A 20,505-nucleotide genomic window follows, 5' to 3' on the forward strand; every position below is an offset into this window, starting at 1 on the left:
TGCTTTGGATAAAGTCATATTAATTTATATTGTAAGCGTCCCTTAAAGTAAATTTTAATCTTGTAAACTCTCCGAATGTATCAAAACATAGACATCCAAAAATCAACTTTTAAGCATAGCGTTCTATTTATTTTATTTCTGCTTCTTGCCTTTTCTCTTGCCACTCCAGGCTTTGCCCAAAAACAGAACATTAAAAACAATTTGTTCTGGAACACCGAAGACGGGCAGCCTATTTATAGTCAGGGAGGGGGTGTATTTACGTTCAAGGATCCGAAAACCGGGCAGGAGAAATATTACTGGTACGGCGTCCATTACAAGGAAGCAGAAACTTACAGGGAATCCCCTAACAAAACATTGCCCAAGGCGAGCTTCGAATCTGTTACCTGCTACTCCTCCACCGACTTGGTTAACTGGACTTTCGAAGCAGACGCCCTGACAAAAGAGGTAGTATGGCCAGACGGAAGATGGACCTGGGTAGGACGTTTGGGGGTAACCTACATGGAAGAAATAAAACAATATGCCATGTTCGTTCAACATGGAATGGAAGAGCTCATCGCCCTTTCCGATTCACCTGTTGGTCCCTTTACCTGGCACCGGAAGTTTAGTATGCTCGACAGGATTGGCACATCAAACACAGGCGATCAGACTGTTTTTACGGATGATGACACGGGTAAATCCTACCTCGTTTATTCTTATGGAAGGGGTAGAAATAAAATATACATTTCCGAAATTGGCATAAAAGATGGGAAAGTAGATTTGCTTGATGTTACCCAAATATTTCATGGAGCGAGCCGTGAAGGTAACTGCATGTTTAAATATAAAGGGAAGTACTACATGGCGGCTTCCAACATCTATGGATGGGATTCTTCTTTAGCGTATTACCTGGTCGCAGACGATATTCGTGGACCGTATGAGCCGCTTAATAATATGTCGGTAATGGATGGCGCCAGCGACGATTATGCCCATGTAACGCAAACAGGTTTTTTCGTGCGCCTGAAAGGCAGCAAGCAGGAGACAGTTGTTTACTGTGGCGACCGTTGGTCCAACTTCGCTGGCAACGGGCTGGGCTACAACCAGTGGGTGCCCATGTCATTTAACGGGGCAAAGCCATACTTCAATTCCCTGGACTCCTGGAACCTGGATGCTAAAACAGGCGAATGGGAAGCAGCCGTTAATAACAACTATGTGAAAAACGGAAGTTTTGAAGCCGATCGAAAAAGGATGCCCAGCCATGTTAAACCTGTTCAAACTTATCTGATAGGTTGGGAAACCACTGTCCTGAAAGGGAACAAAGTCTCACTCGATTCTCTCAGTTCACCCGTTCTCAATTTTGCCAATTCAGAAGAAGACAGGAAAACAGTGGTAGGCGAAAGAAGCCTCCATATCAGCGATAAGGTACCTTTCGAGCGCAATGTTTCGCAAGTCATCAGCTCTTCACCGTATGTCAAACTACAGGACGGCTCTTACACCCTGAAAGCAACTATCCGCAACAGCAAAGAGTTTTCAAAGCTTGAAATGTATGCCGAAAGCGCAGGTAAGCGGAAGACGCACAAGGTGAAGGGAACAAACCCGCAATGGAAAACAATTGAGCTCAAAAATGTATTGGTCAAAAACGGCAAGGTCGAAGTTGGCTTTAGAGCAGCAGGGAAAGCGGGAGCCACCTGCCAGGTTGATGATGTTTCTCTTGTGCTTGAAAAATAGGCCCACCTGCTAAATGATAAAGCGCTGCATAGGTCCTAAGCTTAAGCAGCGCTTTATCATTTAGCAGCTTATATCAATTACTGAAGTTGATAACTTTGCCTGGAGGAGTTATAATGCTTCTATTTTATATAATATTTGTATTTGCAGCACAATTATCGAATTTTATAATTCATGCAGTTTACTTCCATCATTTTTATTGCTGCACCTGTCACCATAACTGCTGCTTTTTGGTTTGGATGGTATAAACAGCTGGTTTAAGATTATTGCTTTGAAGTGCCTAGGAAAATGACACATGAAAGAAAGGTGCTAATAAACGGTTTAAAATAAGAATGCCCTACACCACGAAACGCCGCCAAAAACCCGCACCTTACCTGTTCTGGTTAGCAGGAACAGTGCTCCTGGCTAGCCTGCTTGCTGTTTATTATTTTCGGTTTGTTCTTACAGAAGCCACGCAAACCTCCCTGGCTCCCGCGACGGTACAGCTGCTGGGTGAACTGGAAGGCGAAGTGGTAGTAGAAGTACATCTGCAAGAGCCTGTGCCGGAAGACCTTAAACCTCTGGAGCAGTCGGTACGTGAAACGCTGGATGCGTTTGGTGCCCGTAGCGGCGGCAAACTCCGCTATGCATTCCTGGATGCTACAGTTACAGCCCCGGATAAAGACTTATCCACTGATTCTACGGTACGAACCAATAAAGAGCGCATGCCAATAAACCGGGAAGCTATAGAACAGGAAAATAACCTTGGGCGGCTAGAGTTCCCGAAGGTACTTGTAAAATATGGTAGCAAGGAAACAAGTGTTACGCTGCTCAAAGGCAACCTGGCTGTTACAAAAGAGGATCGCCTGCGCCGGGCGATAGAAGGCGTGGAGTATGAGTTAGCCATGGCAATCAAAAAAGTGGCTTTCCCGGTTCAAAAGAAAATTGGCTATGTCGTAGGTCAGGGAGAACTGGAATCCACCCATGTAGCCGACCTGATGCACTCGCTGCAGGAGTTTTACCAGGTTAAGGTGATAACGCTCCCGGAGCTGTCCTCATTACAGGGCTTTGACCTGGTCATAATTGTGAAACCATCCAAGCCTTATGCAGAGGCTGATAAATATAAAATTGACCAGTTTATCATGCATGGCGGAAAAGCCCTTTTCTTTATCGATGCCCTCCATTCAACCATGGATAGTATTGGTATTGGTACAGCCACTGCGAGGCCGGCTCCTCATAACCTGGATGACCTTTTGCTGCAGTATGGAGTACGGTTAAACCATACCCTTATCATGGACCTTAATTCTGCTTTTATTCCGGTTTTCACGGGTAAAGAGGGGGAAGAAAAGGTGGCACAAGCCGTAAACTGGCGCTTTTACCCGCAGCTTTATACCTTTAGTAACCATCAGATCAGCCGCAACATCGATGCTGTTTACGCCAGATTTGTAGGAACCATGGATACCGTACAGGCAGCTGGTATCCGGAAAACGCCCCTGGTTTATTCCTCAAAGTATACCCGCATCGTGCAGGCTCCTGTACCAATTACACTGGAAGAAGCGCTTGCTTATGTGGAGCAGGAAAAGTATGTTGAACCACCGCAAGCGGTAGGGTATCTGCTGGAGGGCAGCTTTACCTCGCTCTACCAAAACAAGGGTACCCCCGCAGGAGCCGCCGCTGGAAAAATGCGCGTAAAAGGCGAAAAGTCCCACATCGCTGTTTTCGCCGATGGAGATCTGCCCCGCAATGAACTAAACGAGCAAACAGGCCAGCCTTACCTGCTCGGCTTCGACCATCACACTGGCGATTTATATGCCAACAAAGAACTGGCGCTGAACACGGTTCACTACCTGCTTCAGCCAGAAGGGTTGATTAACGCGCGTAGCAAAGAGCATGGCCTGCATAGGCAGTAGGAGCCTTACATCTAGTTGTGCGGACAGATAAAACGTTTGGTTAATATAACGTACACGCACCAAACGTCTTCAGCTGAAGGTATGGTTTTGATGGAAGGTGTAGCATACTTATAATTAATTGAGGAATGATTACATGCCCGCTTAACTGAGAACATACCTGCTAACAATATCTTATTGGTAATCAGGTTAAAGATTTTTGTTAGTTATAGGCAATGTATCAGGAGGAGGGACTTTTTGGTACAATTTACCGGTTAATTGCTTCTAATAGTTATTAGTATTGTGTCCTGACTTTTCATCTAAAGCAGATGCTGGCGTGAATGGAAAATTGAACTGGTAAAAGTATAAACAAACCAGCAATATAATCTGCGACATAACTTGTCGAAATTTGATATAGAAAAATCTGCTGCAACTGCTGCCACCACACTTCCTCCTTGTTTTCGACATGTTGTGACATGGTCTATAAAATAGTAGCAAGCATTGCTTCTTAGAAATAATACATCATTCATAACCTGAAATTACATGTTCAAACCCACTTGGATCTCCCTGCTCTGCCTGCCACTACTTTTTGCAGGCAACACCGCGTTTTCACAAAGCATTGACTTTAAATTTGATTTAGGAAGCGGAAAAGTTGCCAAAGGCTACACAGGTTTAACGCCAAAAAATATTTATTCCGAAGAAGCAGGCTATGGCTTTGAGGCGGCAACCCCCGTGACTGCTGTTGACCGCAAAGGAAAAGATGCCTTAACACGGGATTTTGTAACAAGTGACAAGCCTTTCTATTTTTCTGTGAATGTGCCGGAAGGCAATTACAAAGTAACTGTAACGTTTGGCGATAGAAAAGGGAAAACAGCAGCCACCGTAAAAGCCGAATCGCGGCGCCTGATGCTCGAGAACGTGCAAACCAACGAAGGCGAATTTATAACCAAAACCTTCATCGTCAACATCAAAGACCGGAACATTGATGGTACCAAACAGGTGAGATTAAAGGAAAGGGAGCTGGCCAAATTAGACTGGGATAACAAACTGACGCTCGAGTTTGATCTGCAGCCAGCCCTGAATGCCATCGAAATTACAAAAGTAGAGGACCAGATAACCGTTTTCCTGGCAGGCAACTCTACCGTGGTGAACCAGAATGAGGAGCCCTGGGCTTCATGGGGGCAAATGATTCCCCGCTTCTTTAAGCCTGGTGTTGCCATTGCCAACCATGCCGAATCCGGTTTATCGTTAGGAAGCTTTATCAGCAGCAACCGGCTGGAAAAAGTGCTGAACGTTATGAAGCCTGGCGACTTTGTGTTTGTTGAATTCGGGCATAATGATGCGAAGGAAAAAGGAGAGCATGCCGGTCCCTATAAATCCTACACCCAGCGCCTGCAAATCTTTGCCAAAGAAGTAAAAGCAAAAGGAGGTACCTTGGTCATTCTGACTCCAACAGCCCGAAGGTCTTTTAAAAATGGACAAATGACCAATTCCCATGGTGATTTTCCGGATGCAGCCAAAAAAGTAGCTCGGGAAGAGAACGTGCCGCTTATCGACCTTACTGCCTATACCACCACCATGTATGAAACACTAGGAGACGAAGGTTCTAAAACCGCATTCGTCATCTACCCGGAACTGGGTCTGAACGATAATACTCATTTCAACACCTACGGCGCTTACCAGATTGCCAAAATCGTTGCCCAGGGAATAAAGGAAAATAACCTGAAACTGGCAGAGTATCTGGTTGAGATGCCTGCCTTCGATCCTAAAAAGCCCGATTCGTTTTTAAACTTCTACTGGCCTCCAAGCCCACTGTCAAGCTCCATTAAGCCGGATGGTAATTAATAACTGATGTTACGCATTTAGCTTATGAAAAAAGCCTTTAAGTTTGGCTTCAACTCTCTTAGTTGCTGCTTGATCCGGTGCTCTTAAGCTTAGATGTTGCATTGTAAAAGACTTAGCGCTTAAGCTTGGGGAAGGGGGCCTATTTAAGCGGGGCCTCGTCTTTGGCTATCGCCGCTGTGTTCCCTCCAGGGGTGCAGGGGCCTCTTTTAGGCTCGCTCGCGCTCAGGCTGCCGTCAAGGCGGCACCGGATCTCACAAATACAGGGCCCTTTCCCCCGGCGGCTCAACCCAAAAGCTGATGACGGGGTTAAGCCCTGAAAGATAATAATCGCTATAAATACGGCAAGTCTGACGAATACTGCAGAAGCGCCAAAGGCGTGCACGACTCAACGCACCCGAATCACGAAGAAGCAAAACAAATTGCGTTCTTATTTGCCCAAGAGGTAAAAATGCAAAAGCTGCCACTGCGGAAATATTTAAAATAGAATGGAACGAAAACCAAACAGCGCCTTGGAATAAAAAAATGAGACGACCTTGTTTTTTAGTGCCCTCCTGTTTTTACTTGTAGGTACTACAGCACGCAGGACTACAGAATGCACCAACTCTTATCAAACCGATCAACCTGGTCTTAACCCCTGTGCTGATAACTGGAATTTAAAGATAAGTCAAGCAGGCATCGGTATAGATGTATAGCTAAGCCTACAGCATTATGAAGAAGGGCAGCTTTTGTATGGTTCCCTCTGCATGCCAAAGGCGTGAGGAAATATCATGTTCCGTTCACCCCACCAGGGTTAGGTTTCAAAACCTAGAGTTCTTTTAGCGTTTTTGCTGAGTACAAACAAGAAAGTTCTGTCAGATAAATCAATTTGCTTCAGTGTTCGCTTCTAAATTATTCTAATGAAAACAGCCTCCAGAAGGTTTTGCAGCCGAATTTTGCCAAGGGTCTACCCGACATGTTTTAGTTGCATGTACTTAGCTTTTCATCCATGTATTAAATTATTTGTAAATGCTTATTTTTAACAGGTAAACGCATTAAAACTTAAGTGTTATTGAGCTAAAATGAATTTGTTTGGTGTTAGCTCTGCATGGACTTAACTACCTTTTTTGCTGGAGTTCCTGATTTTCGTTTGAACAGGCGCAAGAAGCACCAATTAGTTGACATTTTAGGTATCGCCCTTCTGGCTATCGTCAGCGGAGCAGATGATTTTGAGGAGATAGAGGCCTACGGCAAAAGGAAGGAGCCTTTTTTGCGCACCTTTCTGGCTCTTGCAAATGGTGTCCCCTCCCACGACACCTTTAACCGGGTGTTTAAGTTTATGGACAAGGATGCTTTCGGGGCGTGCCTCTACACCTGGTCCAGGGAACTTCTCTCTTTTCTGGAGGAGAAGATGCCCCATTTCAACCTGGACGGCAAAGTGTTGCGAGCTACAGCTAAGGCAGGGGCTAAAAAGAGCGGCATCTGTATCGTGAGCGCCTGGGTGGCCGAGCAGCAGCTGGTGCTGGGCCAGGAGACAGTGGCGGCAAAGAGCAACGAAAAGACAGCCATTCCGCAGCTGATCAAATCTTTGGACCTGCCGGGGGCGCTGGTCAGTTGTGATGCAGCAGGCTGCCAGGCAAGTAACGCAGCGTTGATCGTAGAGGGGCAGGGAGATTATCTGCTAGCGATCAAAAAGAACCAGAAGCATGCCTATGAGCAGCTCTCCGAGTGGATGGAGGAAAGAAAAGGGACCTTGCCTGTGGACGAGTGGATAGATTTTGGCAGTGGCAGGATAGAGAAGAGGCGATGCTATGTGGAAAACCAACTGGAACTGCTGGATGGCCTTGCCGGCTGGCCTGATCTCAAGTCGGTGGTGATGGTAGAGAGCCAGCGCGAGAAGCTGGGCAAAATGACTATTGAGACCCGCTTCTACCTGAGCAGTCTGGAGGCTAGGCCAGCGCAGTTTAACAAACTGGTGCGCAATCACTGGAGCATTGAAAACCAGCTGCATTGGCGGCTGGATGTCGTATTCCGGGAGGACATGTCCCGCACCAGGCAGGGAAATGCCCCACAAAACATGGCTACTGCCAGGAAAATGGCCCTGCAGCTGCTGGGCCAGGTACAGGACAAGCAGAGCATGAAGAACAGAAGAAAAATGGCAGGATGGGATGATGAATACCTCCTAGAAGTAGTAAAGGGAATATTTAAATGCGTTTAACCTGATTAACAAGTAGAATAGAATATCAATTGTAACTTCCGAGAATGCTTTAGGCCCCTATGTAAACTCACTAAAGTTTTCAGACGAGAATGTCGTAGTGCCATTCTTCCTTTTGAGGGACAGAAAAGTTTATGCCTTAATATTCAAGTATTATGGAAGAAGTGCCGTCCTTAGCCTGATGACTTATCCTGATCTGCGAAATTGTGAACACATTACGAACAAACAACGGCCATATGACAATGATAAAGTAGGATTTCTTTGGAGCATCTGTCATAGAAGTATTATCAGCATCACGCAAAAGCAATTTAATAAATTGAAATAGGAAATTTTTATTAAAGAATTGACTCAATAATATAGACAGCGACAGTTCTTGCTGGACTTTGAACTTTTATTATTTCAATTTCATCCAAAAGATAAAAAAAGTCTTGTGTCGTGATACTTGTGTCCTTTTTCAAGGAACGATACCATTTCGGATTCCGATAAGTTATGTCTCCGTCTATATGAAGAATAATTTTGAATCCAAAAATTATAATTATCATGTTAGGTATTTTTGTAATTTTCCTTTTTATGATTTTCGCTTCCGCATCAACAACTCATCATGAGCCTCCGCTGTCGATCAGCAAGAAATTGTGGGGTAACATTCAGGATGAAGAAGTTTGGCTATATAAACTCACTAATTCCAACGGCATGACCGTTGAGATTACGAATTATGGAGCCATTGTAGTCAGTATTTCTACTCCAAATTGTGACGGTGAATTTGAAAATGTAGTGTTAGGGTTTGATAACCTGACTCAATATAAGACCCAAAATTCTTATTTTATGGGTGCGACCATTGGGCGATTCGCCAACCGAATAGCAGGTGCCGAATTTGTATTAGACAATACGTCCTATAAGCTGGCAGCCAACGACAACACAAATCATTCGCACGGTGGCAGGAAGGGCTTCGATAAAGTAGTTTGGAATGCATCAGAAGTAACCGGAGCAGATTCAGTTGGAGTTGTTCTTCAATACGTAAGTAAACACATGGAGGAAGGGTATCCCGGGAATCTGAATGTGCAGGTTACTTATGTATTGAATGATCGGAACGAGCTTAAGATTTATTATGAAGCCACCACCGATAAACCAACCATTGTTAACTTGACCCATCACAGCTATTTTAACCTGACTGCTGGCAAGAGCACTATTTTAGATCATGAGCTGACAATTTTTGCTGACTCAATTACGCCAACGGACCAGGCGTGGATTCCAACTGGTGAATTAGCCTCGGTTGCAGGTACCGATTTTGACTTTACCAAACCCTATTCAGTGGGTGAAAGGATTACAAATTTGCCTTATGGCTACAATATGAACTTTGTTCTTCGTAAAAAATTTGGTCATGAGCTTTCAAAAGCAGCTGAGGTTTTCGACGCTAAATCGGGACGACGTTTAGAGGTTTACACCACAGAACCTGGGTTACAGCTCTACACGGCCGACTATATGGATGGATCTCTAAAAGGCAGTGATAATATTAGTTTAGAAAAAAACATGGGCCTATGTCTGGAAGCGCAGCATTTTCCTGATTCTCCTAACAAAGTTGATTTTCCATCAACGGTGTTAAGGCCCGGCCAAACGTACAGTCAGCTTACGATATATAGGTTCTCGCGTCATTAGAGTTTCACTGGTTTACTGGATGATTTTTTTGGCCGTTACAGATTCTTGCCAGAAAATCCGCACTAAACCGGTTCAGCGTCACTTTTGGTAATAAATTATCCTTTATACTGCTTTCTATAATCGGAGGGAGCCTGCCCCATCTGCTTCTTAAAGATTCTGGAGAAATAAAAGGGATCGTCGAACCCCACCTCCTGGCAAATTTCCTTCATACTTAAAGGAGTAAAATACAGGAACTGACAAGCTTTCTGCAGTTTTAGGTTAATAAAGAACTGTATGGGCGAGAAGCCAGTCTTTTTACGGAAGAGACTGGAGAAATGCGAAACGGATAAATTCTGCTGCGCTGCCAGCTCCTGTACCTGAATATTTTCTTTCAGGTGCTTTTTCATATAGCTGACAGAGGCACTGATGGCATCATCTTCTGCCAGTTGCTGGCTTTTGTCATGATAAATTAAATCAGAAAGCAATTTTACTGTCTTTATGTAAATGAATTCAGCAGCTTCTGAAGATATCTCGTCTTCCAGAGATGCCATCAGACTATAGAACTCCTCCAGCCAGGCCTCCTTGTAGGCGATATAAATAGCTTCTTTACCGGCATTAACCTCAAACCTCCTGTAGAACTGCGCAGCCTGTTCTCCTGAGAAGTGTATCCAATAGATGCTCCAGGGCTCTTTTTCAGAACTTCCGTAATGGTGCGGCAAGCCTTTCGGGATAATATAAAAGGTATTCGCATGCAATTCAATTTCATTGCCGTCCATTTCTATCCATCCTTGTCCGCCTACACAGTACAGCAGAATATATTGTTCGCTTCCGTTTGGCCGCTCGCGGTCATGATGAGAAGCTCTGGGGTAATAGCCAACCGCAGTTGGATACAGATAACCGAACAACATATTTTCTTTCGCCATCTTCATCTTGTCAGGCGAAAGAACAACCATTTGCTGGCCTACAAATCCTTCTTTTATCTTTATTGGAACAACTGGTGAATTATCCATTAAACTGTTTTTAAATATTATACTAACATAATCGCTCCTTGAGCTTCATTGCCTATAAAGTCTTCTCTCTGCCGGATGCTAACACAACTGTGTGAAAGCTTCCTAAAGACCATAACAGTATACAATCGTAAGATAGTCCATGTCTTGGCGACAAATATCCATTTTTTTACTCAGTTTATAAAGTAAACTTGCACTTGTTAATAATAGCGAACATTCGTACGTATTTATACTTCTTTTATGGCTCCTTCACGTTCAGGCTTTAATACCAGTTACATCATTGGCATATCCTTTATTTCGGCATTAGGGGGTTATCTTTTCGGTTTCGACTTTGCCGTTATTGCCGGTGCGCTTCCGTTCCTTCGGCCCGCTTTTCAGTTAGATGCCTGGTGGGAAGGCTTTCTGACGGGCTCTCTTGCACTGGGTTGCATTGTAGGTTGTCTTCTTGCAGGTAACCTGGCAGACCGGTACGGACGGAGACCGGGATTGATGCTGGCTGCTGCTATTTTTGCTGTTTCTTCTATCGGAATGGCTTTGGCGGAAGGCTTCTCGATTTTCGTAACCATGCGGTTTGCAGCAGGGATAGGCGTAGGAATGGCTTCGATATTGAGCCCGCTCTATATCGCTGAGATTTCACCTGCCCAGGTGCGTGGCCGTAACGTGGCCATCAACCAGTTAACCATTGTAATTGGTATTCTGGTAACAAATATCGTCAACTATATGCTGGCTGGCAGCGGTCCGGAAGCCTGGCGCTGGATGTTTGGATTGGGAGCAGTGCCATCCGTCCTGTTTTTTATAGGCGTTATCTGGTTGCCGGAAAGCCCCAGGTGGTTGGTAAAAGCGGGCAGGGAAGCAAAAGCAAAAGCAGTTCTTGAAAAGATTGGCGCGGAAGAATTCGTGTCGACGACCATGCGGGACATAGGCAGGTCCTTTGAAGGCCTTACCAAACAATCCTACCGCGACGTGTTCCAAAAAGCTGTTCGCCCGGCCGTGCTGGTTGGTATAACGCTCGCTGTGTTTCAGCAGTTGTGCGGTATCAATGTCGTGTTCAATTATACCTCTACTATTTTCGAGTCGGTGGGAGCCGACCTGGACCGGCAGTTATTCGAGACGATAGCCATTGGCCTCGTGAACTTGGTGTTTACTATTGTGGCCATGTGGCAAGTAGATAAACTGGGCCGCCGCCCGCTGATGCTGTATGGTTCCATCGGCCTCTCGGTGGTGTACCTTGTGCTGGCTTACCTGTTGCAAAACCAGGCAGCTGCCGGGTTGGTGTCGATATTTGTGCTGATTGCCATTGCCCTGTATGCTACCTCCCTGGCGCCTGTTACCTGGGTTATCATTTCCGAAATTTTTCCAAACAAAATCCGCGGACTTGCCTCTTCTGTCGCCATTGTGTCGCTTTGGGCCGCCTATTTTGTGCTGGTTTTCACCTTCCCGATTCTGGCCGAGACGCTGGGCACCTACGGGCCGTTTTACCTCTATGCCATTATCTGCTTCCTTGGCTTCCTGTTCGTGAAATTTAAAGTAAAAGAAACAAAAGGCCAGACGCTCGAAGAACTGGAGCATAACCTGGTGCGGCACTGAGAGAAGGCGTGATTTTTTGTAGGGACAGGTCGGAGCCTGTCCAATCGTGCATCGGCCATCGTGCCGGACGAGCCATTGCTGAAGCAAACATGCAGGGCCGGTATTCCTTACCATCTGCTGTTGTTGCATCCAAAGGCCATCGTGCGGTAAGGTCGCAACCTGTCCGCACAGATCCAATCCGAACAATCAGAACTTTACCTTCATGATTTCGGGCTTCTCAGCGAAAACGTCTGAATAATCATCAAAACCATCATCAAATAAATCATCAAAACCACAACAACTAAACCAATGGAAAATATAAGTGTGAACGTCTGGGAAGAGAAAGTGATTATCCCGACCTATGGCATTGGCGCTCCGGACAAGAACCCTATGTTTTTTGAGAAGCGGGTGTACCAGGGCAGCAGCGGGGTGGTGTACCCGAACCCGGTGGTGGAAAAGATTTTTGATGAGAAAGAAGATAAGGAATATACAGGCCTTTTTCTGGAGAGCAAGTACCTCAAAATAATGATTCTGCCTGAACTGGGTGGGAGGGTGCAGATGGCCTTCGATAAAATAAAACAGCGTCATTTTATCTACTACAACCAGGTGATAAAGCCCGCGCTGGTAGGCCTCACCGGTCCCTGGATTTCGGGCGGCATTGAGTTTAACTGGCCGCAGCACCATCGCCCGAGCACCTTCGAGCCCGTGGATTACAAACTGGAAGAAAACCCTGACGGCAGCAAAACAGTGTGGGTGAACGAGGTGGAAAAGATGTTCCGCACCAAAGGAATGGCTGGCTTTACCCTGCACCCCGATAAAGCTTACCTTGAAATAAAAGCTCAGCTTTATAACCGCACCGATTTGCCGCAAACCTTCCTGTGGTGGGCCAACCCTGCCGTGAAGGTAAACGACGATTACCAATCAGTGTTTCCGCCGGATGTGAATGCTGTGTTCGACCACGGCAAGCGCGACGTGTCCACTTTTCCCATCGCTACAGGCACCTATTATAAAGTAGATTACTCCCCGGGCACGGACATTTCCAGGTACAAGAATATTCCGGTGCCGACCTCTTACATGGCCATCACATCGGACTATGATTTCATGGGCGGGTATGAGCACGACACGCAGGCAGGGGTGCTGCACGTGGCGAATCACCACGTATCGCCGGGCAAAAAGCAGTGGACCTGGGGCCACGGCGACTTCGGGCAGGCCTGGGACCGCAACCTCACCGACGAAGACGGGCCCTACATTGAACTCATGACAGGCGTCTTTACCGATAACCAACCCGACTTCAGCTGGCTCATGCCTTACGAGGAAAAGTCATTCACGCAGTACTTTATGCCCTACCGGGAGTTAGGCCTGGTGAAAAACGCGACCAAGGATGTTATGGTAGGCGTGGAGCTGTCGCAAGAGAAGGCCACGATAAAAGTGTTTGCTACTTCCGTGCAGAAAGCTGTAATCATAAAGCTGCTTGCCGACGGGAAGCAGGTGCTGGAGGTTACAACAGACCTTTCGCCGGAGCAGGTATTTGAGCAGACGGTAAATATTGGTGAAGGCGTAACAGAAGAGCAACTGCTGCTGACGCTTACAAATGCAACAGGCCGGGAGCTGCTGAAATACGACCCTGCCGGCAACCGGAAGAACGAAATACCCGAACCCGCCAAAGCAGCTCTGGCTCCCGCAGAAGTGGAAACCAACGAGCAGCTGTTCCTGACGGGGCAACACCTGGAGCAGTACCGCCACGCTACCTACAGCCCAGTGCCGTACTATGAAGAAGCCTTGCGCCGCGAACCGAAAGATGCCCGTTGCAATAACGCCCTGGGCGCCTGGTACCTGCGCCGTGGCCAGTTTGCAAAAAGCGAACCCTACTTCCGGAAGGCAGTTGAAACCCTGACGCAACGCAACCCTAATCCCTACGACAGTGAGCCTTACTACCACCTGGGCCTTTGCCTCTGGTACCAGGACCGCCTAAGTGAAGCGTACGATGCCTTCTGCAAAGTCACCTGGTCGGCCTCTTGTCAGGATGCCGCCTACTTCTGCCTTGCCCGCATCGACATGCAGCGGGAGGAACACGAGCTGGCGCTGGAGCATATCAACTGGTCGCTGGACCGCAACGCCCGCAACAGCAAAGCCTATGTAATCAAAGCAGCAGCCCTTCGCAAACTCAACCGCCCGGAAGAGGCGCAGCAGGTGTGCAGGCAGGCGCTGGAGCGCGACGGATTTAACCTGGGCGCATTTCACCAACTGTCACAAATAGCAGGTGCAGCAGGAGTGGAGGCAGGTGCAGCCGAAAAAAACAGACTGACAGAGCTGGCACGCGGAGCCGCTAACAACTACATCGAGTATGGGTTAGACTATGCCGCCGCCGGGCTATACGAGGAGGCGCTCAATCTGCTGGCGTACGCGGTGGAGAAGGAAAACACCCACCCAATGGTATACTACCACATGGGGCACCTCCTGCACAAGCAGCAAAAGCAGGCAGAGGCGCTGGATTATTTTAGAAAAGCTGCAGTCGCCAATCCTGAGTATTGCTTCCCAAACAAGCTTGAGGATATTGCCGTCCTGCAACTGGCTGCTCAACTCAACCCCGCTGATGCCAAAGCGCCTTACTTCCTGGGCAACCTCTGGTACGACAAACGTCAGTACACGGAAGCGGTGGCAGCTTGGGAACTTGCAGCGGAACGGGATGCCGCCTTCCCTACAGTATTCCGTAACCTGGGCATTGCTTACTTCAACAAACAGCAAGACCCCGAAAAAGCGCTGACAAGTTTCGAAAAAGCATTCGAGCTCGACACAGCCGATGCGCGTGTACTCATGGAACTGGACCAGCTCTACAAGCGGCTCAACCGGAGCTCCGAAGAGCGCCTGGCATTCCTGGAAGCACACCTGAAGGTAGTGGCGCAGCGTGACGATGTATACCTGGAGCGCGCCAGCCTGTACAATTACCTCGGGCAATTTGAAAAAGCTTTCCGCCTTATCATGGACCGGAAGTTTCATCCCTGGGAGGGAGGCGAAGGCAAAGTGTCCGGTCAGTACATTTTCAGCCTGGTGGAGTGGGCGAAGCAAAACATACAGCAGGGCAGGTTAGAAGATGCTATCGATCAACTGGAGCTGGCGCAGGTCTACCCGCACAACCTGGGTGAAGGCAAACTGCCCGGCGCTCAGGAAAACGACATTTTCTACTGGCTGGGCTGCGCTTACGAAGGTTTAGGGCAATCCGATAAAGCCACAGAATACTTCCATAAAGCCACTACCGGTTCCGCAGAACTTGCCATTGCCATTTTCTACAACGATCAGCAACCCGACAAAGTGTTTTACCAGGGGCTGGCGTGGCAGAAACTGGGAGAGCCTGAAAAAGCAAACGCCATTTTTGAAAAACTGATTGCGTACGGGAAAGATCATGCAGCTGATGCCATTCAACTGGATTACTTTGCCGTGTCGCTGCCCAACCTGCTTATTTTCGACGATGACCTGAGCATCCGGAATAAAATAAACTGTCTTTACATGCGCGCGCTCGGTCACCTGGGGCTGCAGCAATCACAGGAAGCGGAGCAGGCGTTGCAACAGGCCATGCAGCACACTAATTCTGATTTTGGGCTAAGGTCCGCTCAGAATTTAGTAAAAGCAGGGAAAGAGGCTGAAGGATTAAATGTTTAGGAAAATTACACTGAAATGATGAAACCAGTTATCTTACTTGCGCTTCTTTTATCCGTCTCACTTGCTATAGCACAAGCTCCAAACAAGTATGTGCTGGATGCCTCTTCCGTGCCGTCTAAACCACGGGCAGAGCACTTAAAGCTAGGTGGTTCGGCCCCCAACGGCAACTCAATTTCTGTAAACAGTGATTACTTCGAATTCAACGGGAAACCATGGATTCCGATTACAGCCGAATTTCATTACTGCCGCTACCCGCAACAATACTGGGATGAATCGCTGAAGAAGATGAAAGCTGGAGGGATCAATACGGTAGCAACTTATGTTTTCTGGAACGTGCATGAGCAAACGGAAGGGAAGTTTAATTGGGAAGGAAACAACGACCTAAGAAAATTCATGGAGTTGTGTGCTAAAAATGACTTGCTGGCTATTGTCCGTATTGGGCCCTTTGCGCACGGCGAAATACGAAACGGCGGCCTTCCGGACTGGCTGTTAGGCAAACCTCTTACTATCCGGTCAAATGACCCAACGTATCTTTCGCATGTGGAGAAGTTGTACAACAAGATAGGAGAACAACTGAAAGGTTTGTATTTCAAGGATGGGGGCAACATCGTTGGCATACAGCTCGAAAACGAGTACCAGCACTCTGCCGCTCCCTGGGGTTTAACATACCCTGGTCAGCCACATGATATGACAGCTGCCGATCGGGATTTGGCGCTTACACAAGAGGGCGTTGGTATAGCCAGAGAAAATAACCCGTACACAGAGCTCGGCAACGATCACATGAAAATACTGAAAGAGTTTGCGATAAAAGCCGGTATGATTACACCGCTTTATACAGCAACAGGCTGGGGGAATGCCGCCATTATTCCTGACGAAACTATTCCGGTTACAGCAGCATACGCCTATCCGTTCTGGACACCCAAAAAAGATATTTCGCCTTTTTTCCTGTTCAAAGACATGAACAAGCACCCGGATTATGCGCCCGTGCGGTATAAGCCCGAGGACTACCCGGTGTTCCCGGCTGAACTTGGTTCAGGTATCATGACCGTGTATTCCCGCAGACCAATTGCTGTACACAAAAGCTTCGATGCCATGATTAACCGCTGCCTTGGAAGTGGGGCAAACGGCGTAGGGTATTATATGTATCATGGCGGTTCTACACCGCATAACGGCGCTTATTATTTCAGCGATGAAGCGTATGGATTGCCTAAAAAATCTTATGACTTTCAGGCCCCGATTGGTGAATTCGGGCAGGTGCGCGAGGGTTATCAGCGATTAAAATTGCTTCACTTCTTCCTCAATGATTTTGGCAACAGGCTGGCACCCATGAACACAGTGCTTCCTGCAAACGCTGCGACCTTAAAATCAACCAACGTGACGGATCTCCGGTATGCAGTCCGCAGCAACGGCACGTCAGGTTTCCTATTCGTGAACAACTTTCAGGACGATACCGTGATGACAGTAAAGAAGGATTTACGCTTTGAAATTAACACTTCATCGGGTGTCGTAAACATTCCCGCTTCAGGTTCTTTTGATTTGCAGCGCGATGAAAGTGTGATTTTCCCTTTCAATTTTGACTTGGAAGGTATTAACCTCCAGTATGCGACCGCACAACTGCTGACAAAAGGAGGCGATGCCGAAGCGCCTTTTTATGTGTTTTTCAGTCCCGCAGGTATAAAACCGGAATTCTCTTTTACAGGTAGCGGATTTTCTGTTAAGGCATTAAATCTTGCGACCGTTAAAGATAACAAAACAAGCAAATTGGTTACATGCTCCGGCGACCGTTCGGAATTTTTGTTGACGAAAGGCAATAAACAAGTTAGCGTGCTGGTCTTAACCAAAGAGACAGCATTAAAAGCCTATCAGATAACGCAAAACGGAAAACGAGGACTTGTATTTTCGGATAATGTAGTTATTCCAGATAATGGCTCCATCACACTTTTAAGTAAAGGAAACACTAAGTTTAATTTTGATGTGTATCCCAGACTAACATCAAAAGCGAGCGCAAGTGAAGGATCACTTTCTACAGGACCTTTAAAAAACAAGTCCTATTCTTCTTATTCTGTTTCGGTTCCTGAAAAAACTTTCGCTGCCCAAATGACCAAATTCGGTGAAAAAAAGTTTGCGGTTGCGCTTCCGGATCTAAGTGCCGGGCTGAATGATTACTTTCTTCAAATTGATTATACAGGCGATACCGGAATGGGCTTTATAGATGCTGAGCTTGTTACCGATGAGTTTTTTAAAGGAACAACCTGGGATATCGGCCTGAGAAATATTTTGAGCAGTACCAAAACCCGGGAAATGGTATTCTATTTCCGTCCTGTTTACAGTAATGCAACTTATTTAAAGGACCTGGATCCGGCAACTGTCCCCAATTTTGAAAATAAACCCTCCATACTTAAAGTTAACAGCGTGAAGTTTGTTCCTGAGTATAGAACCACTATCAGCTTTTAAATGAAACGGAAGATAACCTGTCTGCTATTTGCATTTTTTGCTATAGTATCTTGCGGCAAGCGAAATTATCTTAATTCCTATGGCACTCAAGACCTCAGTCTTGCAGGTGCCTGGGAGTTTAAAGATGATCCTTCCGATGTGGGTATCGCCCAAAAATGGTACTTAGAAAAAAGAGATGAAATGATCATGCTTCCCGGATCGATGACCTCTAATAATAAGGGCGAAGAGATTCGGTTAGATACTGAATGGACAGGTAGCATCTTCGATTCATCTTACTTTGTTAAACCGGAATATCATGAATATAGACAAGAAGGAAGTATAAAGGTTCCCTTCTGGCTTCAGCCTGTAAAATACTATGTAGGTGCGGCCTGGTATCAAAAAGAGATAAATTTAACCAAGGAACTGGCAGGCAAGCGGCTTCAGCTGGTTTTAGAAAGACCGCATAGGGAAACGACAGTGTGGGTAGACGGGAACCTCATAGGAACTCAAAACAGCTTATCTACAGAGCACCGCTACGACTTAGGGAATAAATTAACAACAGGTAAGCACCGTATTGCGGTTCGTGTTGATAACCGGATAAAAGATATTAATCCCGGACAAAACTCCCACAGCATCAGTGATCATACTCAAACTAACTGGAACGGGATAGCCGGACAAATTTATTTAAGGGAGGTTCCGGAAGTATCCATTGATCATGTTCGGCTTTACCCTGATGTCCAGACAAAGAAAGTGAGGGTCGTTATCAATCTGATAAATAAAAGCGGGAGCTCCGAGAAGCTCCATTTTAAGCTTCTGGCAAATCAGATTTCGGGAGGCAATACTACTATCCCTACAATAGAATGGAATGAGCATATAACAGGGGATTCAGCAGTGATTGAAAAGCTGTATGACATGGGCAGTGATGCGGCGCTGTGGGATGAATTTTCTCCCAACCTGTATGCTCTGAAAGTTTCCATATCAGGAGATAAAATTGGCTCGCAAATAAGCACAACTACATTTGGTTTTAGAGAAGTAGGTGTAAGCGGAACCAATGTAGCGATAAATGGCAGGGCCGTTTTCTTAAGGGGGGCGCTGGAGTGCGCCATATTTCCACTAACCGGTTACCCTGCTACAGATGCTGCTTCATGGACGAAGATTTTTAAAGTCGCTCGTTCCTATGGACTGAATCATATACGTTTTCACTCCTGGTGTCCGCCGGAAGCAGCTTTTGATGCCGCCGACAGGGCAGGGTTTTATCTTCAGGTAGAATGTGGTTCGTGGCCTAACTGGGGAACCAGCCTGGGAGACGGCCAAAAGATTGATAGTTATTTATACGAGGAAAGTGAGCGTATTGTAAAAGCGTATGGGAACCATCCGTCGTTTATTATGCTGACGCATGGCAACGAACCTGGTGGGAAGAATCGCGATGCTTACCTGGCTAAGTTCGTCACCTATTGGAAAAATAAAGACGAGCGCAGGCTCTATACAGCTGGTGCCGGTTGGCCTGTTATAAAGGAGAATGATTTTGAAAATATTTCAGACCCCCGGATACAGCAATGGGAACAAGGCTTGAAGAGTATCATCAACGCCAAACCTCCGCAAACGCTTTACGACTGGTCAGCTATCATAAATAAACATAAAACCCCGGTGGTAAGTCATGAGATCGGGCAATGGTGTGTTTATCCCGATTTTAAGGAAATTGCTAAATATACAGGAGTTTTAAAAGCAAAGAATTTTGAGATTTTCGCTGATCGCCTTAAAGAAAGCGGGCTCTATCACCTTGCCGACAGTTTCTTGCTGGCTTCCGGGAAGCTCCAGGTATTGTGTTATAAAGCTGATATTGAAGCGTCGTTGCGTACCAAAGGCATGGCTGGTTTTCAGCTGCTGGGCTTGCAGGATTTTCCCGGTCAGGGTACCGCTCTGGTTGGTGTAGTAAACCCTTTTTGGGAAGATAAAGGATATGTTACACCGGCTGAATACAGCTCGTTTTCGAATACAGTGGTTCCGCTGGCAAGATTTGAAAAAATGAATCTGGTCAATACCGAGACACTTCGTATTCCGGTAGAGCTTGCGAATTTCGGTTATAAGCCGCTTGAAAATACCACACTTGAATGGACGATAAGCGATGCCCGCGGAGCAGTTTTGTTTACCGGTAACCTTCCAGCTAAGACGTTTGCTATCGGCAACGGCCTTGAAGCAGGCTTAATTGAACAACCTTTGGCCTCGATCAAAATGGCACAGAAGCTTGTGTTAACCGTTAATGCGGCAGGCTTTAAAAACAGCTGGGATTTCTTTGTATACCCGGCAGCATTGCCCAAAGCTTCTACTGATATACTTGTGACTTCAAAGCTGGATAATAATGCGCTTGCTAAGCTTAACAGTGGTGGTAAAGTGCTTTTGACTTTTCCAAAAGCAAGCATAGCGCTGTCGAAGGGCGGAAACATAGCGGTCGGTTTTTCAAGTATTTTCTGGAACACGGCCTGGACGAATGGTCAGGCGCCGCATACCTTGGGTATATTTTGCGATCCAAAACACCCGGCACTAAGCAATTTTCCAGCAGATTATCATAGTAACTGGCAGTGGTGGGATGCTATGTCGCATAGTAATGTTA

10 protein-coding genes are annotated in these 20,505 nt (G+C 46.5%); 9 read left to right on the plus strand and 1 reads right to left on the minus strand.

All coding sequences use genetic code 11. The features are described from left to right. The first annotated feature begins 75 nt into the window (after nucleotides 1-75). The 5 genes from FVR03_RS13805 (at nucleotide 76) to FVR03_RS13825 (ending at nucleotide 9,252) form a co-directional block, all read left to right on the plus strand. Nucleotides 76-1,701, plus strand: coding sequence for a family 43 glycosylhydrolase (locus FVR03_RS13805; RefSeq protein WP_147922346.1), 1,626 nt, complete (start codon nucleotides 76-78; stop codon nucleotides 1,699-1,701). 329 nt (nucleotides 1,702-2,030) lie between these two features. Then, nucleotides 2,031-3,587, plus strand: coding sequence for a gliding motility-associated ABC transporter substrate-binding protein GldG (gene gldG, locus FVR03_RS13810; RefSeq protein WP_147922347.1), 1,557 nt, complete (start codon nucleotides 2,031-2,033; stop codon nucleotides 3,585-3,587). A gap of 519 nt (nucleotides 3,588-4,106) precedes the next feature. After that, on the plus strand, nucleotides 4,107-5,408 hold the full coding sequence (locus FVR03_RS13815) for a rhamnogalacturonan acetylesterase (RefSeq protein ID WP_147922348.1): 1,302 nt from the start codon (nucleotides 4,107-4,109) through the stop codon (nucleotides 5,406-5,408). 1,084 nt (nucleotides 5,409-6,492) lie between these two features. Then, nucleotides 6,493-7,602 (plus strand): ISAs1 family transposase, encoded by a 1,110-nt coding sequence (locus FVR03_RS13820; protein WP_147922349.1) that lies wholly within the window; start codon nucleotides 6,493-6,495, stop codon nucleotides 7,600-7,602. Nucleotides 7,603-8,139: 537 nt separating this feature from the next. Next, nucleotides 8,140-9,252: an aldose epimerase family protein gene (locus FVR03_RS13825; RefSeq protein WP_147922350.1), complete on the plus strand. Its 1,113-nt coding sequence runs from the start codon at nucleotides 8,140-8,142 to the stop codon at nucleotides 9,250-9,252. Between the two features lie 95 nt (nucleotides 9,253-9,347). Here FVR03_RS13825 and FVR03_RS13830 read toward each other — a convergent pair whose 3' ends face one another. Beyond that, the gene (locus tag FVR03_RS13830; RefSeq protein ID WP_147922351.1) at nucleotides 9,348-10,241 is read right to left on the minus strand and encodes an AraC family transcriptional regulator; all 894 of its coding nucleotides are present in this window, start codon (nucleotides 10,239-10,241) and stop codon (nucleotides 9,348-9,350) included. 237 nt (nucleotides 10,242-10,478) lie between these two features. On the opposite strand from FVR03_RS13830, the gene FVR03_RS13835 reads away from it, so the two are divergent. The 4 genes from FVR03_RS13835 to FVR03_RS13850 form a co-directional block, all read left to right on the plus strand. Then, on the plus strand, nucleotides 10,479-11,825 hold the full coding sequence (locus tag FVR03_RS13835) for a sugar porter family MFS transporter (RefSeq protein WP_147922352.1): 1,347 nt from the start codon (nucleotides 10,479-10,481) through the stop codon (nucleotides 11,823-11,825). Between the two features lie 288 nt (nucleotides 11,826-12,113). Next, nucleotides 12,114-15,461: a DUF5107 domain-containing protein gene (locus tag FVR03_RS13840; protein ID WP_147922353.1), complete on the plus strand. Its 3,348-nt coding sequence runs from the start codon at nucleotides 12,114-12,116 to the stop codon at nucleotides 15,459-15,461. 15 nt (nucleotides 15,462-15,476) lie between these two features. Continuing rightward, nucleotides 15,477-17,915, plus strand: coding sequence for a beta-galactosidase (locus FVR03_RS13845; RefSeq protein ID WP_222707235.1), 2,439 nt, complete (start codon nucleotides 15,477-15,479; stop codon nucleotides 17,913-17,915). Next, on the plus strand, nucleotides 17,916-20,505 hold a 2,590-nt coding region (locus FVR03_RS13850; protein WP_147922354.1), incomplete at its 3' end, for a DUF8487 domain-containing protein.

This window comes from Pontibacter qinzhouensis, from assembly GCF_008017455.1.
Lineage (GTDB): Bacteria > Bacteroidota > Bacteroidia > Cytophagales > Hymenobacteraceae > Pontibacter > Pontibacter qinzhouensis.

Bases quoted from the DNA above. Each gene is read 5' to 3' on its own strand.
- FVR03_RS13845 (WP_222707235.1), top strand. From the start codon at position 15,477: ATGATGAAACCAGTTATCTTACTTGCGCTTCTTTTATCCGTCTCACTT.
- FVR03_RS13840 (WP_147922353.1), top strand. From the start codon at position 12,114: ATGGAAAATATAAGTGTGAACGTCTGGGAAGAGAAAGTGATTATCCCG.
- FVR03_RS13825 (WP_147922350.1), top strand. From the start codon at position 8,140: ATGTTAGGTATTTTTGTAATTTTCCTTTTTATGATTTTCGCTTCCGCA.
- FVR03_RS13830 (WP_147922351.1), bottom strand. From the start codon at position 10,241: ATGGATAATTCACCAGTTGTTCCAATAAAGATAAAAGAAGGATTTGTA.
- FVR03_RS13805 (WP_147922346.1), top strand. From the start codon at position 76: ATGTATCAAAACATAGACATCCAAAAATCAACTTTTAAGCATAGCGTT.
- FVR03_RS13835 (WP_147922352.1), top strand. From the start codon at position 10,479: ATGGCTCCTTCACGTTCAGGCTTTAATACCAGTTACATCATTGGCATA.
- FVR03_RS13815 (WP_147922348.1), top strand. From the start codon at position 4,107: ATGTTCAAACCCACTTGGATCTCCCTGCTCTGCCTGCCACTACTTTTT.
- gldG (WP_147922347.1), top strand. From the start codon at position 2,031: ATGCCCTACACCACGAAACGCCGCCAAAAACCCGCACCTTACCTGTTC.
- FVR03_RS13820 (WP_147922349.1), top strand. From the start codon at position 6,493: ATGGACTTAACTACCTTTTTTGCTGGAGTTCCTGATTTTCGTTTGAAC.